Source organism: Actinomadura livida (genome assembly GCF_014648675.1).
Classification (GTDB): Bacteria; Actinomycetota; Actinomycetes; order Streptosporangiales; family Streptosporangiaceae; genus Spirillospora; species Spirillospora livida.
Genome location: NZ_BMRO01000002.1, coordinates 110,270 through 124,778, shown reverse-complemented (window position 1 = coordinate 124,778; position 14,509 = coordinate 110,270). Strand labels below are relative to the sequence as shown.

The window sequence follows — 14,509 nt, the reverse complement described above, 5'->3', positions numbered from 1 at the left end:
GGGAGGGTGAATACTGAATCCCATTCGGTAAGCCCCCTGAGCGGAGGATCAACGGTGTCGGAGACGTACTCGATGACCATCGACGGCCAGGCCGCGGATGCCCCCGCGACCTTCGGCGTGATCAATCCGGCGACCGGGGAGGTGGCCGAGCAGGCGCCCGACGCCTCCCGGGAGCAACTCGACGCGGCGATGGCCTCGGCCCAGGCCGCCTACGCGGAGTGGCGCCGCGACGAGTCCGCGCGGCGCAAGGCGCTGCTCGCCGCGGCGGACATCATGTTCGCCAAGTCCGAGGAGATCGGCCGCATCCTGACCCTGGAGCAGGGCAAGCCGCTGGGCGACGCGACGATGGAGGTCGTCGGCGCGGGCGTGTGGCTGAAGTACTTCGCCGACCTGGAACTGCCCCGCGAGGTCATCCAGGACGACGACCACGCGCTCGTCGAGGTCGTCCGCCGCCCGATGGGCGTCGTCGCGGCGATCACCCCGTGGAACTACCCGCTGCTCCTCGCGATCTGGAAGCTCGCCCCGGCGCTGCTGGCCGGCAACACGATGGTGCTCAAGCCGTCCCCGTTCACCCCGCTGTCGAGCCTCAAGCTCGGCGAGGTGCTGCGCGACGTCCTGCCGCCCGGCGTGCTGAACGTCGTCACCGGCGGCGACGAACTCGGCGCCTGGATGACCTCGCACGACGTCCCGCGCAAGATCAGCTTCACCGGCAGCGTCGCCACCGGCAAGCGGGTCGCCGCGGCGGCGGCGCCCGACCTCAAGCGCGTGACGCTGGAGCTCGGCGGCAACGACCCGGCGATCCTGCTGGACGACGCCGACCCCGCCGCCATCGCCGACAAGCTGTTCGGGGGCGCGTTCCAGAACAACGGCCAGGTCTGCTCGGCCATCAAGCGCGTGTACGTCCCGGAGGCGCTCTACGGCGACGTGGTGGACGCCCTCGCCGAGCGCGCGAAGGCCGCCAAGGTCGGCGACGGACTGCAGGAGGGCGTCCAGTTCGGGCCGATCAACAACAAGCCGCAGTTCGAGCGGGTCGGCGAGCTGGTCGCCGACGCGCTCGCGGGCGGCGCGCGGGCGGCGGCGGGCGGCAAGCCCGTCGACGGGCCCGGCTACTTCTTCGAGCCCACGATCCTCGCCGACGTCGCGGACGGCTCCCGCATCGTGGACGAGGAGCAGTTCGGCCCCGCCCTGCCGATCATCAAGTACACCGACGTCGAGGAGGCCCTCGCCCGCGCCAACGGCACCCACTTCGGGCTGTCCGGCTCGGTGTGGAGCGCCGACGCCGACCGGGCCGCCGAGATCGCCGGGCGGCTGGAGTGCGGCACCGCCTGGGTCAACACGCACCTGGCGCTCGCCCCGCACCAGCCGTTCGGCGGGTTCAAGTGGAGCGGCGTCGGCGTCGAGAACGGCCCGTGGGGCCTGTACGGGTTCACCGAGATGCAGGTCGTCCACCGCTCCAAGCACTGAGCGGGTGAGGACGCAGGGGCCCGGCCTCCGGCCGGGCCCCTACACCATTCCGGCGCGTACTTCCTGTGCGTGGGGTCACGACTTCGAGTCCGGAAAGTGACATGGCCACTACTGGTGGTCGGCCGACGGAATGGGACACTTTCTGGGGCGGGCTCGTGTCACCGCACCGCCGACCGTGGAGGCACGGATGCAGACCTGGGACGTCATGCGCCGGGACGACATCGGCAACACGTTCCATGTGGCCGCGCACGACTCGCGGATCTCGGCGCTCGCGCAGGTCCTCGTCTTCGAGAGCGGCGTCCGGCACCGGCAGACGTACTGGGTCGAGGGCCCGCCCGGCCCCGCCGTCCGCACCAACCGCGACCTGTACCTGGTGTTCCTGCAGCTCGGCCAGGAGGCCAGGGCGGCGTCGTGGTCGCTGTCGGCCTTCCTGCGCTCGCTCTGGAAGGTCGGCCTCCCGCTCGCCGACCGGCCGGACCTGGAGCCCGACGACGTCGCGGCGATGTTCGCCGCGGCCGCCACCACCCCGCCCGCCGACTTCGACCCCGCCTGGAGCGGCAAGGACCTGTCCCTGCCCGGCGACGAGCCCGAGGGGTACGCCGACTGGGAGCGGGTCCTGCTCTCCCAGATCGCCGACCTGGAGGACTTCCTCACCGCGCCCCCGGGCCCGCGCGCCCGGTTCGGCGTGGACGCGCCGCGCCCGCCCGGCTCCGGCGTCCGCGCCACCCCGGCCCGCTGGTACAACTTCGACCCGGCCACCTACCTCGAGTGCGCCGTCGCGGGCAGCCTCGGCGGCTGGGACGCCGCCGACGGCGCCCGCGTGCCGCTGCCCGCGCGCCCCGGGGATCCCCCGGCCCGCTCCTACGTCCGCACGATCACCACCATGACCTGGGGCGATCTCGCCAGGATCGCGGTGTGCGGGCAGGTGTACGAGTAGCCCGTCCTGTCCGGCCCGCGTGGTAGGACTGGACGCATGAGCGACAGGCCGGTCCAGTTCAGCGACCGGGGCGGCTGGTGGGTGGCGCAGGCGCGGCCGCATCCCGCGCTGCGCGCGTTCCTGCGCTCGTACGACGGCTACTGGGAGACGCTGGCGGCACCGTCCCGGCGGCGCACCGTGCCCACCCGGACCACCGTGACGATCATCAATCTGGGTCCGCCGCTGTACCTGGAGGTCCCCGGTTCCGGCGGCCGCGTCCACGGCTCGTTCGTCGCCGGGATGCACGACGGGCACGGCATGTACCGCAGCCCCGGCGGGCAGCGGGGCATCCAGCTCGACATGACCCCGCTCGGCTCCTACACGCTGTTCGGCGTCCCGCTCGCCCGGTTCACCAACGACGCCGTCGACCTCGCAGACCTGCTGGGCCGCGGCGCACAGACGCTCGTGGAGCGGCTGGCCGCCGCCCCCTCGTGGGGCGAGCGGTTCGACCTCCTCGACGACTTCCTGCTGCGCCGCCTGGCGACCGGTCCCGCCCCCGACCCGGAGGTCGCCCGGGCGTGGCGGCTGCTGAACCGCGACCTCGCCGTCACCGTCGCCGACCTCGCCGCCGAGGTCGGCTGGAGCCGCAAGCACCTCACGAACCGTTTCCGGGAGCAGGCCGGCCTGCCGCCGAAGGTGATGGCCCGGGTCCTGCGGTTCCAGCGCGCCGTGGAGCTGCTGTCCGGCGGCACCGGCCTCGCCGACGCCGCGTCCGCCGCCGGCTACTACGACCAGGCGCACCTCAACCGCGAGTTCCGCGCGCTGTCGGGCTGCACGCCCACCGAGCTGATCGCCGGGGAACGGCCGGCCGGCGCGGCCCGCTAACCCTGGCGCACTCCCCCGCCGAGGTTCATCACGACCACGCCCACCACGATGATCACCGCGCCGGCGATCGTCACCGGCTTGACCTGCTCCTTGAAGAGCAGCACGCCGCCGGCGAAGGCCCCGACCGTGCCGAGCGCGGACCAGATCGCGTAGACCGGCCCGACGTTCAGCGTCAGCAGCGCCCGCGCCATCAGCACGAAGGAGACGAGGTAGCCGGCCACCACGATCACGGACGGCCAGAGCCGGGTGAAGCCCTCGGAGGCGCGCATCGCCAGCGTCGCCGTGACCTCGAAGGCGATCGCGAACGCGAGCAGGACGAACGGCATCAGCGGTCCCCGCCGTGCTCGGCGGCGATCGCCTCGAACACCGCCGGGTCCGACTCGAAGGGGGTGCCGGGCCGCGGCCAGTGCAGCACGATCTCGGTGACGCCGAGTTCGGCGTAGCGGCCCGCGAGGTCGGCGAACGAGCCGGGCGACGCCAGCCACGGCTCCTCGGCGAAGCCCGTCAGCAGGATCCGTTCGGTGATCTCGCGGCCCTCCGCCTCGCAGGCCGCGTCGAGCGCCGCCAGGCGGGAGCGCACCGCGTCCTGCGGCCCCATGCCCTCGGCCGCGCCGGTGGTGACCCACGCGTCGCCGTGCCGCGCGGCGACCCGCATGCCGCGCGGCCCGTTCGCGGCGATCACGAACGGCACGCGCGGACGCTGCACGCAGCCGGGGTCCTGGACGACCTCGCGGGCCGAGTAGTACGTCCCCTCGAACGTCGTCTCCGGCCCGCGCAGCAGCAGGTCGAGCAGCTCGACCCACTCGGCGAAGCGGGACGCGCGCTCGCCGGGCGTCCAGTCCGCGCCGCCGAGGACGCCGGCGTCGGAGGTGCGGCGCAGGCCGCCCGCGCCGACGCCGACCGTGAGCCGCCCGCCGCTCACGTGGTCGATCGTCCGGACGGCGTGCGCGGTCGGGACGGGATGCCGGAAGTTCGGCGAGGTGACCATCGTGCCGATCCGCACCCGGGAGGTGACCGCGGCGGCCGCGGCGAGCGTCGTGTACGCGTCGTACCAGGGCGTCGCGCCGCGCCACGCGATGTGGTCGTACACCCACGCGTGCCGGAACCCGAGGTCCTCGGCGCGCCGCCACAGCTCCCCCGCCTCCGGCCATGACCGCGTCGGCCACATCACAGTGCTGATCCTCGGTGTGGTCACCGGTCTCCTCCGCTCCCCTGTCCGGCGCCCGGGAGGCCCCGGGCGGATCGCCGCACCAAACTAGATGACGGGCGGGTGCGCGCGAGCCAGTGGTGCAGCGCCCACCACCAGTTCGCGGCCCGGGACACCGCCGCCCCGGACGGCGGGTCCAGCAGCGGGCGCCCGGTCAGCTCCTGCAGGCGCCGGACCCGGTACTTCACGGTGTTGCCGTGGACGTGCAGCGCGGCGGCCGTCGGCTCGATCCGCCCGCCGTGGTCGAGGTAGGCGAGCCCCGTCTCGGCGAGCTCGACGTGGAACGGGTCGTGGGGGTCGAGGCCGGCCGGCAGCTCGGCGGCGAGCAGCCCGCCCAGCTCCGGCTCCGCCTCCATCGCGGTGAGCAGCGCGAGCTCGGTGAGCCCCCGCAGGCCCGTCATCCCCGCGGCGGCGCCCGCGTGCAGCGCCCGCCGCCCCAGCGCGTACATCGGCGCGATCCCGGCGGGCGGCGCGGGCGGCGCGGCCACCAGCAGCGGACCGGCGGGCCGGCCGGCGATCGTCCCCGGGTCGGGCAGCCGCGCGACCAGGGCGGCGAGCCGGCCGTCGACCAGCCCGCACAGCGCCGTCCCCGCCGCGGCCAGCTCCGACTCCAGCCGGGCCGCCACCGCGGGGTCGCTGACGTCGGAGACCACGCAGTGGTAGGCGCCGGACGGGTCGAGCGGCGCGAGCACCGGGACCGCCTCGCCGTGCAGCAGCTGCCGCAGCATCTGCACGCGGCCCTCCCGCACGGTGCGGGCCATCTCCAGCTCCGCGACCCGGTGGGCGTGCACCATCCGGTGGACGAGCGCGGTGGTGATCTCGTCGATGCGGGTGACGCCGTCGAGGAGGACGGCGTCGGGGACGCCCAGCCGGCGGCCCTCGGCGATGAGCGTCCGGACGAGGTGGGCGCGCCCGGCCTGGAACCCGTCCAGGAACGCCGCGACCGGCACGCCCTGCCGGGCCCGGTCCGAGCCGAGCCGCTCGGCCGCGGCCAGCACGTCCTCCCCCGGCCCGCCGCTGCGCAGCGCGGCGGCGACCCCCCGCACCAGCGCGCGCGTGTGCCGGCGGGTCTCCTCCGCCGGCAGGGCGGCGACCAGTTCGGACTTGCTCCGGGCGGCGCGGACGGTCTCCTCCAGCACCGCCGGGTCGTCGCTGTGCTCGATCAGCAACCGCAGGAACCGGTCGCTCGCGCTGGCGTCCATCGCCCCATTCTGCGCCGTCGTTGTCCCGGACGGACAATCGGGCGCGCGGGGGTTGGACGGCCCCGGTCTAGCCGGGACGCCGGACGATGGTGTTCGGTGGTCCCAAAACACCCGAGGAGTGCGCCGATGTCGGATGAAGACGAGTTCCTGGAGAAGCTGCCGACCGACCTGATCTTCCGGCTGCCGCCCGCGTTCGACGACGTGGCCGACGAGCGCCGGCACCGCAAGGAGCGCCTCACGGCCGCGCTGCGCATCTTCGGCAAGTTCGGCTTCGAGGAGGGGGTGGCCGGGCACATCACGGCCCGCGACCCGGAGCGCACCGACCACTTCTGGGTCAACCCCTTCGGCATGTCGTTCAAGCACATCAAGGTCAGCGACCTCATCCTGGTGAACCACCAGGGCCAGGTCGTCGAGGGCCGCTACCCCGTCAACGAGGCGGCGTTCGCGATCCACTCGCAGGTGCACCAGGCCCGGCCGGACGTCGTGGCCGCCGCGCACAGCCACTCCACCTACGGGCGGGCGATGTCCGCGCTCGGCCAGAAGCTGGAGCCGATCACGCAGGACGTGTGCGCGTTCTACCAGGACCACGGGCTGTTCGACGACTACACCGGCGTCGTCACCGACCTGGAGGAGGGCAAGCGCATCGCCGCCGCCCTCGGCGACACCAAGGCCGTCATCCTGCGCAACCACGGCCTGCTCACGGTCGGCGACACCGTGGACGCCGCCGCCTGGTGGTTCATCACCATGGAGCGCTCGTGCCAGGTGCAGCTCCTCGCCAAGGCCGCCGGGCCGGTCGTCCCGATCGAGCACGAGAACGCCGTCCTGACACACGGGCAGATCGGCAACGACCTGGTCGGCTGGATCAACTACCAGCCCCTCTACGACCAGATCACCCGCGAGCAGCCCGACCTGTTCGAGTGACGGCCGGGTGAGGGCGCCGGCCCGCCCGGCCGGCGCCCTCAGCGCTCGGTGAGCGGCAGCAGCACCCGGAACCGGGTGTCGCCCGGGAGCGACTCGACGCGGATGTCGCCGCCGTGCCGGCCGACGACGACGCGCCAGGAGATGTCGAGGCCGAGGCCGGTGCCCTCCCCGACCGACTTGGTGGTGAAGAACGGCGTGAAGATCCGGTCGAGGTTCTCCTCGGGGATGCCCGGCCCGGTGTCGCCGATCTCCACGACCGCGTGGTCGTTCTCCGCGCCCGTCCTGATCGTGAGGGTCCCCGAGCCCCGCATCGCCTGCAGCGCGTTCACGATCATGTTCGTCCAGACCTGGTTCAGCTCGGCCGCGAAGACCGGGACGGGCGGCAGCGACGGGTCGTAGTCGGTCTTGACCGCGACGTCCGGGCCGATCTTGCGTTTGAGCATCGTGAGCGTGCTGTCCAGCAGCTCGCGCAGGTCGGTCCGCTGGTAGCCGGCGCGGTCGAGCTGGGAGTACTGGCGCGCCGAGTCCAGCAGGTTCGTGATGCGGCCCATCGCCTCGGAGATCTCCAGCTGCAGCTGGGCGACCTCCAGCACCTCGGCGAGCCAGCGCACCGCCGCCGGCAGGTGCTCGCCCGCCGCCCGCGCGACCTCCTCGGCCCGCTCGACGTCGGCCCCCGCGGCGACGAGGCGCGGCGCGAGCTCCCAGGCGTCCGGGACGCCGTGCTCCTCCAGCCAGTCGCCCAGCTCGTCCTCGGCGTCGCCGACCTCCAGCGGGCTGCGGCGGGCGCCCGGGCGCGGGAGCGCGGGCCCCAGCCGGGCGAGCGCGCTCAGCCGCGTGCAGTCGACGCCCTCCGCGGCGAGGTCCGCCAGGCCGGCCTGCGCGCCGAGCAGCCGCTCGCCGAGCTCGTCACTGGCCCGCGCCGCCGCGGCGGCCGGGTTGTTCAGCTCGTGGGTGAGCCCGGCGGTGATCCTGCCGAGCGCGGTGAGGCGCTCCACCTGGTCGACGACGCGCCGCCCGGTGGTCATCCCGAAGAACACCCCTTCCAGCAGGTGGGTGGCCATCGGGAACCACTCGCGGACCGCGTGGGCGAACTTGCGGGCCGGCAGCGCGAACATCCGGCTGGGGCGCGACGCCAGCAGCGAGTGCTGGTACCGCTGCTCGATCTTGTCGCCCAGGTACGCCTGGACGGCGCCGCCGTAGGTGCCGGGGCGCGAGGTCCGGCTGACCTCCATGACGTGCCCCCGGACGTTCTGGGTCATGACGATCTCGCCGTCCAGCAGCACGTAGAAGAACTCCGCGGCCCCGCCCTGCGGGCAGATCACCCCGTCGGCCGGATACTCCTCGATCTTGCCGCACCGCGACAGCCAGCCGAGCTTGTCCTCGTCGAGGTCCTCGAAGAGGAACAGCTCGCGCAACTCCTCCGGTGACACCGTGCCGCTCGTGCCCGTGCCGCTCGTGCCCGTGCCGCTCATGCCCGTGCCGCTCATGCCTGCTCCAGGTATCGGTGGACGAGGGCGACGGCCATGGCGCCGTCGCCGACCGCGGAGGCGACCCGCTTCATCGACTCCGCGCGGACGTCGCCCGCGGCGAACACGCCGGGGACGCTGCTCTCCAGGTGGTAGGGCTGGCGGGCGAGGGGCCACCCGGCGGGGCGGCGGCCCCCGGCGACCAGGTCGGGCCCGGTGAGCACGAAGCCGCGCGCGTCGCGCTCGACGAACCCGTCCAGCCACCCCGTGCGGGGCTCGGCGCCGATGAAGACGAACAGCCAGTGCGCGTCGATGGTCCGCTTGCCGGCCGCCGAGGCGAACGTCAGCCGCTCCAGCCGGCCCGCGCCCTCCGCCGCGCACACCGTCTTGCCGGTGTGGACCTCGATGTTCGGCGTCTCCGCTATCTCCTGGATCAGGTAGTGCGACATCGACGCGGCGAGGTCGCCGGCCCGGACGACGATGTGCACCTTCTTGGCGTACCGGGCCAGGTAGACGGCGGCCTGCCCGGCGGAGTTGGCGCCGCCGACGATGGCGACCTCCTCGTTCTCGCAGGCCGGCGCCTCGGTGAGCGCGGAGCCGTAGAACACGCCGCGGCCGACGAAGTCGTCCACGCCGTCGGCGTCGAGCCGGCGGTAGGAGACGCCGGTGGCGAGGATGACGGCGTGCGCGGCGATCTCCGAGCCGTCCGCCAGCCGGGCCACCCGGGCGGTGCCGCGCGACTCCAGCGCGGTGACCTCGCCGGCCTGGAGCAGCTCGGCGCCGAACCTCGCGGCCTGCCGGCGGGCCCGCTCGGCGAGCTGCGTCCCGCTGACCCCGTCGGGGAAGCCGAGGTAGTTCTCGATGCGCGAACTCTGCCCGGCCTGGCCGCCGAGGGCGTGCCGCTCCACCACGACCGTCCGCAGGCCCTCGGACGCCCCGTACACGGCGGCGCCGAGCCCGGACGGCCCGCCGCCAACGACGATCAGGTCGTAGAACCCGGTGGACGGGCTGCTGGCCAGCCCGATCGCCGACGCCAGCTCGGCGTCGGACGGCGCCGACAGCGCCGACCCGTCCGGCGTGACGATCAGCGGCAGCTCCGGGTCGCCGGCCGCGGCGACCAGCTGGGCGCCCTCCGGGTCGCCGTCCAGCAGCCAGGTGTAGGGCACCTGGTGGCGGGAGAGGAAGTCGCGGACCTCGTAGCAGCGGGCCGACCAGCGGTGCCCGACGACGCGCAGCTCCCCCGGCGGGCGCCGGTCGGTGCGCGCCCACGCGTCGAGCTGCGCGTCGATCACCGGGTAGAGCTTCTCCTCCGGCGGGTTCCACGGCTTGAGCAGGTAGTGGTCGAGGTCGACGACGTTGATCGCGCGGATCGCGGCGTCGGTGTCGGCGTAGGCGGTGAGCAGGACCCGGCGGGCGTACGGGAACAGGTCCATGGCGCGTTCGAGGAACTCAACGCCGGTCATCCCGGGCATCCGGTGGTCGGCGAGCAGGACGGCGGTGTCGTCGCCGCGCAGCCGCAGCTCGGTCAGCGCCTCCAGGGCCTGCGGGCCGGACTCGGCGCGCACGATCCGGTACGGCCCGGCGTACCTGCGGCGCAGGTCGCGCGCCACGGCGCGGGACACGCCCGGATCGTCGTCGACCGTCAGCAGCACTGGCTTGGACAAGGCGTCTCCCTCGTTCCCGCGTATCCCTCGGAAAAAAGCCTACGTTTCCTTCGGCGGCCCCGGGCACCCGGCGGCCCCTCGGCATCGGCCATGATCGGGGCATGGACCTGCGTGTTGCGCTGATCGGATACGGCACCGGCGGCTCGGTCTTCCACGCCCCGCTGATCGCGTCGGTGCCCGGCATGCGGCTCGCCGCGGTCGTGACGGGGAACCCCGGGCGGCGGAAGGCCGTCCTGGAGCGGTACCCCGAGGCGGAGGTGTTCGACAGCGCCGACCGGCTGTGGAGCGCGCCCGAGGGCTACGACCTGGTCGTGGTCGCCGCGCCGAACCGGCAGCACGTGCCGCTGGCCAGGGCGGCGCTGACCTCGGGCGTCCCCGCCGTGGTGGACAAGCCGGTCGCGGCCTCCGCGGCGGACGCCCGGTCCCTGGCCGCGCTGAGCGCCGTCCGGGGGCTGCCGGTGTTCCCGTTCCACAACCGGCGGTGGGACGGCGACTACCGCACCGCGCGGCGGCTGGTCGGCTCCGGCGCGCTGGGCGACGTCCAGCGGTTCGAGTCGCGGTTCGAGCGCTGGCGCCCCGATGTGCGGCGGAGCTGGAAGGAGAGCACCGACCCCCTCGACGCGGGCGGCATCCTGTTCGACCTGGGCTCCCATCTCATCGACCAGGCGATCACGCTGTTCGGCCGGCCGGAGGGGGTCTACGCCGAGGCCGACACGCGCCGGCCCGGAGCGGCGGCCGCCGACGACGTGTTCGTGGCACTGTCGCACCCCGGCGGGCAGCGCTCCCACCTGTGGATGAGCGCCACGGCCGCGCACCTCGGCCCGCGGTTCCGCATCCTCGGAAGCCGCGCGTCCTACACGGTCTCCGGCATGGACGAGCAGGAGGAGCAGCTCCGCGGGGGCCTCACGCCCAAGCACCCCGGCTACGGCATCGCGCCGCCGGAGTCGTACGGGCTGCTCGGCACGCCCGGTGAGCAGGCCCCCGAACCGACGGCCCCCGGCGCGTACCAGGACTTCTACGCGGGCGTCGTCCGCACCCTCCGCGACGGCGCGCCGCCGCCGGTGACGCTCGCCGACGCGATCACCGGCCTGGAGGTCATCGAGGCCGCCGGCCGCTCCGCCCGGGATGGCACCGTCGCGGCCCTGGACGGTCAGTAGCGCGGGTCGGTCAGTAGCGCGGGCCGGTCAGTAGCGAAGGTCGGCCAGCACCCCGTAGTGGTCGGACGGGACGACGCCGTCCACCGGCCGCTCGCCGAGCAGCTCGCAGCGGACGGGGTGGCCGGCCCCTCCGGCCCGCGGCCAGGCCGAGAAGACGTAGTCGATGCGGCGGTCGGGCCACAGCACGGGCCTGGTCCAGTGGTTGGCCCTGCTCCAGGTGTACCCGGCGGTCCCGTCACCGGCCGTCTCCCAGGCGTCGTAGAAGACCACGCCCGGCGCGGTGACGGCGGCGCGGCCGGTCAGCATGCGGATCTCGTCGGAGTCGGGCGCCGCGTTGAAGTCGCCGCACACCGCGACCGGCGCGTCGTCGCCCGCGACCTGGCGGACGAACGCGCCGAGGGTGCGGACCTGCTCCTGGCGCTGCGCGCTGTGGCCGAGCCGCCACCCGAGCGCGGCGCCGAACACGTGCAGGGGGCCGCGCGGCCCGTCCACCCTGGCGTGCACGGCGAGGCCGGGGTCGGTGGCCGTGGCGGGGTGCTCCTCGTGGGCGAGCCACTGCCGCCCCACCTGGCCGAGCGGCCAGCGGGACAGCAGGGCGATCCCCGACCTGTCCGCGCCCCCGGCGGACGGGAATCCGCGGAACACGGTGTGCGGCAGGCCGAGCGCCTCCGCGAGCCGGGCGGCCTGGGCCTCGTCGTCGTCCTCCCACGCCTCGACCAGGACGACGAGGTCGGGCGCGGCGTCGCGGAGGGTCGCGGTGATCGCCTGCTCACGGGCGCGCCAGGGGCCGTAGCGGTGCCAGACGTTCCAGGTGGCGACCCGGACCGTCGTCTCGATCAGCGGGCCGTACGGCTGCTCGATGTCATAGGCCATGGCGCGAGCGTTGCAGCGCGCGCCCCGGACCGCCAGGCGGCGGGCCGGGGATCAGAGGACCGAGACGTGGACATGGTCGAAGTGGTTCTGCGTGATGCTGCCGCGGTCCTCCATCTGGCGCCAGCCGCCGCTGCTGCGGAAGTCGTAGATGCGCTGCTTCCAGATGATGTACTTCAGGCCGAGCCGCGACGCGTTGTTGATCAGGTACTGGGAGACGTTGTCGCCGTGCGCCTGGGCGGAGGCGCTCGGCATCGCGCCGCCGGTGCTCTCCATGAAGTCGCAGGCGGTGCCGGAGCCGTGGTCCTGCGGGTCGCCGGGCCGCGCGCAGCCGATCGAGGGGAACGGGCCGAACCTGCCGTCGACCTCCACCAGGACGGTCCGCATCCGCGCGGTCATGGAGTTCCCGACGATCGGGGACTTGGTGCCGCTCGCGCCGTCGGGCCGTCCCGCGCCGCCTCCGCCGGAGGGGGCCTGCGTCCGGGCCACCTGGGGCTCGTACTTGGCCAGCAGCTTCTTCACGCGGGTGCGCTGGCTGGTGAGGTCCTTGATCTCCTTCTCGACCGCGTCCAGCTTCTTGCGGGCGGTCTCGTCCGACTTCTCCGCCTGGGCGGTGAGCGTCTTCAGGTTCTCCAGGCGGCGGCCGTTGTTGCGGCTGATGTGCTCGATGACGGCGGCGTCGCGGACGGCGGCGCCCGGCTCGGCCGAGGAGATGATCGGGACCACGTCGAGGCGGCCGGTCATGTAGGAGGTGGAGGCGAGGCGCGCGACGTCGGCGCGGGCGGCGTCGTACTCGCGGTCGGCGCGGGCGGCGTCCGCCCCGGCCCGCTCGGCGGCCTTCTTCGCCTCCTCCAGGGTGACGAGCTCACCGCGGTACTCCTTGGACAGCTTCTCCGACTGCGCCTTGAGCTTGGCGTACTTCTTCTTGATGTCCTCGGGCGCCTGCGGGAGGGCCGCGGCGCTCCCGGACGCCGGGGGCAGCGCCACCGTGACGCCCGCCGCGAGGGCGAGCGCCGCCAGGCGCCGCGCGGTGCCGCGCCCGCCCGATGCGCGGGCCGTCCTGCCGAGGGGGTCGAGGGCCGCCACAGATCTCTCCTAGATAACAAAGCTCAAGATTGGCGGCACATTACCACAACAGCCCCTTTAGCCTCACAAGCGCCAAAGAACCACATACCGTGACCGCCGGCTACCGATGAACCATACGGCCGGGGCCGGGCCGCGGTTCAACGGCCCGGCCCCTTCGCCGGCGGCGCCGCGGCCCCCGTCCGCGGCGCCCCGGTCACACACTCCCCGTCACACGCTCCCCGTCACGTTGCGACGAGCTCCTCCCAGCGCGGGACCCGCGGCCGGGACAGCAGCCGCAGGCCCGCCTCGGCGACCGTCCGGTCACCCTTGCGGTTGTTGCACCTGCCGCACGCGAGGACGGTGTTCTCCCAGGTGTCACCGCCGCCGCGGGAACGCGGGTGCACGTGGTCGATCGTGTCGCCCCGCCTGCCGCAGTAGCAGCAGCGGCCGCGGTCGCGCAGGTACACGCCCCGCTTGCTCCACGGCGGGCGCCTCCCGTGCCGCCAGCGCATCGCGACGTACCGGACGAGCCGCAGGACCCGCGGCACCGGGAAACTGCCGAAGGTCCGGCCCTCGACCGCCTCCTCGACGACCGCCACCTCGCGCACCAGCATGCGGATGGCGTGCCGCAGGTCCACCCGTTGTAAGGGTTCGTACGACGCGTTCAGGACGAGCACGTTCACCGGGTCACCTCCCCACCTTCCCGCCGCTCCCCCGCCAGGATTCGAACCTGGATATTCCGTATTAACGGCGCGGCGTTCCGCCGTTGAACTACAGGGGAATACTTCGGCAATTCTGCAGGATTCCGGGCATTCCCGGAAGCCTCCTTAAGAGTGCCGATACGGCGGTGGGGAGGCAACGTGTTTTCGCCCCCGGCGGTTTCCGGGGGCCCGGCGGCTCAGGCGGTCAGGGGGAGGCGGTCAGGGGGAGGCGGGCAGCGACGCGACCGCGGCCTGGTATTCCATCGACTCGCGTTCCACGCGGAAGCCGAGTTCCTCGTTGACGGCGAGCATGTGGGCGTTGTCGCCGGCGTTGTCGGTCTCGATCTCGCGGACGCCGGGGCGCGTCGCGGCGAGCCATTCGAGCATGGCCGCCTTCACCCAGATGCCGATGCGCCTGCCGCGGTGCTCGGGGACGACGGCGGTGTCGTACTGCGCGGCGCGTCCGGTGCAGCCGTCCGGGACGACGACCTCGGTGAACCCCGCGACGGCGCCCCCGGACAGGGCCGCGACGGTGTAGAGGTCGTCGCCGCGCTTGGCGACGACCTCGGCCATCTCGCGGACGCGGTGCGCGTCCCACGGCGTGCCCTCGTACTCGGCGAAGTCGGCCATGGCGTACTTGGCGCGGGCGAACGCGGCGGCGTGCTCGGCCGGGACCACGCCCCGCCACCGGACGAGCCGGTACCCGGCGGGGGCCTCGGCCAGCAGCCGGGCCACGCGCTCCGGCGGGACGTCGTCCAGCCGCAGCAGCAGGCCGCGCAGCGTCAGCACGCACTCGAACCCGTGCGACTCCAGGAACGGGACGGCCGGGGTGCCCGCGAGCACCTGCGCGATCACGCTGGTGCGCCCGTCGGCGCGCAGCCCGCCCGCCGCGGCGGCGAGCAGCCGGCCGCCGAGCCCGCGGCGCCGGTCGCCGGGGCGCACCTGGATGTCGATCTCGCCGGGACGGCCGGCGCCCGGCTCCCCGGGCAGC

Annotated in this window: 14 protein-coding genes and 1 tRNA gene; 5 read left to right on the top strand and 10 right to left on the bottom strand. The window is 74.1% G+C overall.

What is annotated here, in order from left to right:
* Nucleotides 1-54: 54 nt before the first annotated feature.
* The 3 genes from IEZ03_RS03900 (at nucleotide 55) to IEZ03_RS03890 (ending at nucleotide 3,265) form a co-directional block, all read left to right on the top strand.
* Entirely contained in the window at nucleotides 55-1,464 is a 1,410-nt protein-coding gene (locus tag IEZ03_RS03900; RefSeq protein ID WP_229807992.1) for an aldehyde dehydrogenase family protein, read from the top strand.
* Nucleotides 1,465-1,651: 187 nt separating this feature from the next.
* The gene (locus IEZ03_RS03895) at nucleotides 1,652-2,401 is read left to right on the top strand and encodes a hypothetical protein (protein ID WP_184884142.1); all 750 of its coding nucleotides are present in this window, start codon (nucleotides 1,652-1,654) and stop codon (nucleotides 2,399-2,401) included.
* 36 nt (nucleotides 2,402-2,437) lie between these two features.
* On the top strand, nucleotides 2,438-3,265 hold the full coding sequence (locus tag IEZ03_RS03890; RefSeq protein WP_184884140.1) for a helix-turn-helix domain-containing protein: 828 nt from the start codon (nucleotides 2,438-2,440) through the stop codon (nucleotides 3,263-3,265).
* Here the strand turns inward: IEZ03_RS03890 and IEZ03_RS03885 are convergent.
* The 3 genes from IEZ03_RS03885 to IEZ03_RS03875 are packed head-to-tail and all read right to left on the bottom strand — an operon-like array spanning nucleotide 3,262 to nucleotide 5,674.
* Nucleotides 3,262-3,591 carry a DMT family transporter gene (locus IEZ03_RS03885; protein WP_184884138.1) on the bottom strand — a complete coding sequence of 110 codons (330 nt, stop codon included), beginning with the start codon at nucleotides 3,589-3,591 and terminating at the stop codon, nucleotides 3,262-3,264. The two genes, IEZ03_RS03890 and IEZ03_RS03885, sit on opposite strands and share 4 nt — an antisense overlap.
* Nucleotides 3,591-4,460: an LLM class flavin-dependent oxidoreductase gene (locus tag IEZ03_RS03880; RefSeq protein ID WP_229807991.1), complete on the bottom strand. Its 870-nt coding sequence runs from the start codon at nucleotides 4,458-4,460 to the stop codon at nucleotides 3,591-3,593. The genes IEZ03_RS03885 and IEZ03_RS03880 overlap by 1 nt, the downstream gene beginning before the upstream one ends.
* The gene (locus IEZ03_RS03875) at nucleotides 4,457-5,674 is read right to left on the bottom strand and encodes an RsbRD N-terminal domain-containing protein (RefSeq protein WP_184884136.1); all 1,218 of its coding nucleotides are present in this window, start codon (nucleotides 5,672-5,674) and stop codon (nucleotides 4,457-4,459) included. The genes IEZ03_RS03880 and IEZ03_RS03875 overlap by 4 nt, the downstream gene beginning before the upstream one ends.
* Nucleotides 5,675-5,800: 126 nt before the next feature.
* Between IEZ03_RS03875 and IEZ03_RS03870 the strand changes: the two genes are divergently transcribed.
* Nucleotides 5,801-6,595, top strand: a complete 795-nt coding sequence (locus tag IEZ03_RS03870; protein WP_184884134.1) for a class II aldolase/adducin family protein — start codon at nucleotides 5,801-5,803, stop codon at nucleotides 6,593-6,595.
* A 38-nt stretch (nucleotides 6,596-6,633) separates the two neighbouring features.
* Here the strand turns inward: IEZ03_RS03870 and IEZ03_RS03865 are convergent, their stop codons facing one another.
* Nucleotides 6,634-8,082 carry an ATP-binding protein gene (locus IEZ03_RS03865; protein WP_184884131.1) on the bottom strand — a complete coding sequence of 483 codons (1,449 nt, stop codon included), beginning with the start codon at nucleotides 8,080-8,082 and terminating at the stop codon, nucleotides 6,634-6,636.
* Nucleotides 8,079-9,725: an NAD(P)/FAD-dependent oxidoreductase gene (locus IEZ03_RS03860; protein WP_184884129.1), complete on the bottom strand. Its 1,647-nt coding sequence runs from the start codon at nucleotides 9,723-9,725 to the stop codon at nucleotides 8,079-8,081. Before IEZ03_RS03860 ends, IEZ03_RS03865 begins: the two co-directional genes overlap by 4 nt.
* A 101-nt stretch (nucleotides 9,726-9,826) precedes the next feature.
* Here IEZ03_RS03860 and IEZ03_RS03855 point away from each other — a divergent pair, with 101 nt between their 5' ends.
* Nucleotides 9,827-10,882 carry a Gfo/Idh/MocA family oxidoreductase gene (locus tag IEZ03_RS03855; protein WP_184884127.1) on the top strand — a complete coding sequence of 352 codons (1,056 nt, stop codon included), beginning with the start codon at nucleotides 9,827-9,829 and terminating at the stop codon, nucleotides 10,880-10,882.
* A 27-nt stretch (nucleotides 10,883-10,909) separates the two neighbouring features.
* Here the strand turns inward: IEZ03_RS03855 and IEZ03_RS03850 are convergent, their stop codons facing one another.
* The 5 genes from IEZ03_RS03850 to IEZ03_RS03830 form a co-directional block, all read right to left on the bottom strand.
* Nucleotides 10,910-11,755, bottom strand: a complete 846-nt coding sequence (locus IEZ03_RS03850) for an endonuclease/exonuclease/phosphatase family protein (protein WP_184884125.1) — start codon at nucleotides 11,753-11,755, stop codon at nucleotides 10,910-10,912.
* Between the two features lie 51 nt (nucleotides 11,756-11,806).
* Nucleotides 11,807-12,838 carry a coiled-coil domain-containing protein gene (locus IEZ03_RS03845; protein WP_229807990.1) on the bottom strand — a complete coding sequence of 344 codons (1,032 nt, stop codon included), beginning with the start codon at nucleotides 12,836-12,838 and terminating at the stop codon, nucleotides 11,807-11,809.
* A 221-nt stretch (nucleotides 12,839-13,059) separates the two neighbouring features.
* Entirely contained in the window at nucleotides 13,060-13,500 is a 441-nt protein-coding gene (locus IEZ03_RS03840) for an HNH endonuclease (RefSeq protein WP_132046108.1), read from the bottom strand.
* A 26-nt stretch (nucleotides 13,501-13,526) separates the two neighbouring features.
* A tRNA-Asn gene (locus IEZ03_RS03835) sits at nucleotides 13,527-13,598 on the bottom strand.
* Nucleotides 13,599-13,737: 139 nt separating this feature from the next.
* Nucleotides 13,738-14,509: GNAT family N-acetyltransferase (locus IEZ03_RS03830; RefSeq protein WP_229807989.1), on the bottom strand; the 772-nt coding region annotated here is incomplete at its 5' end.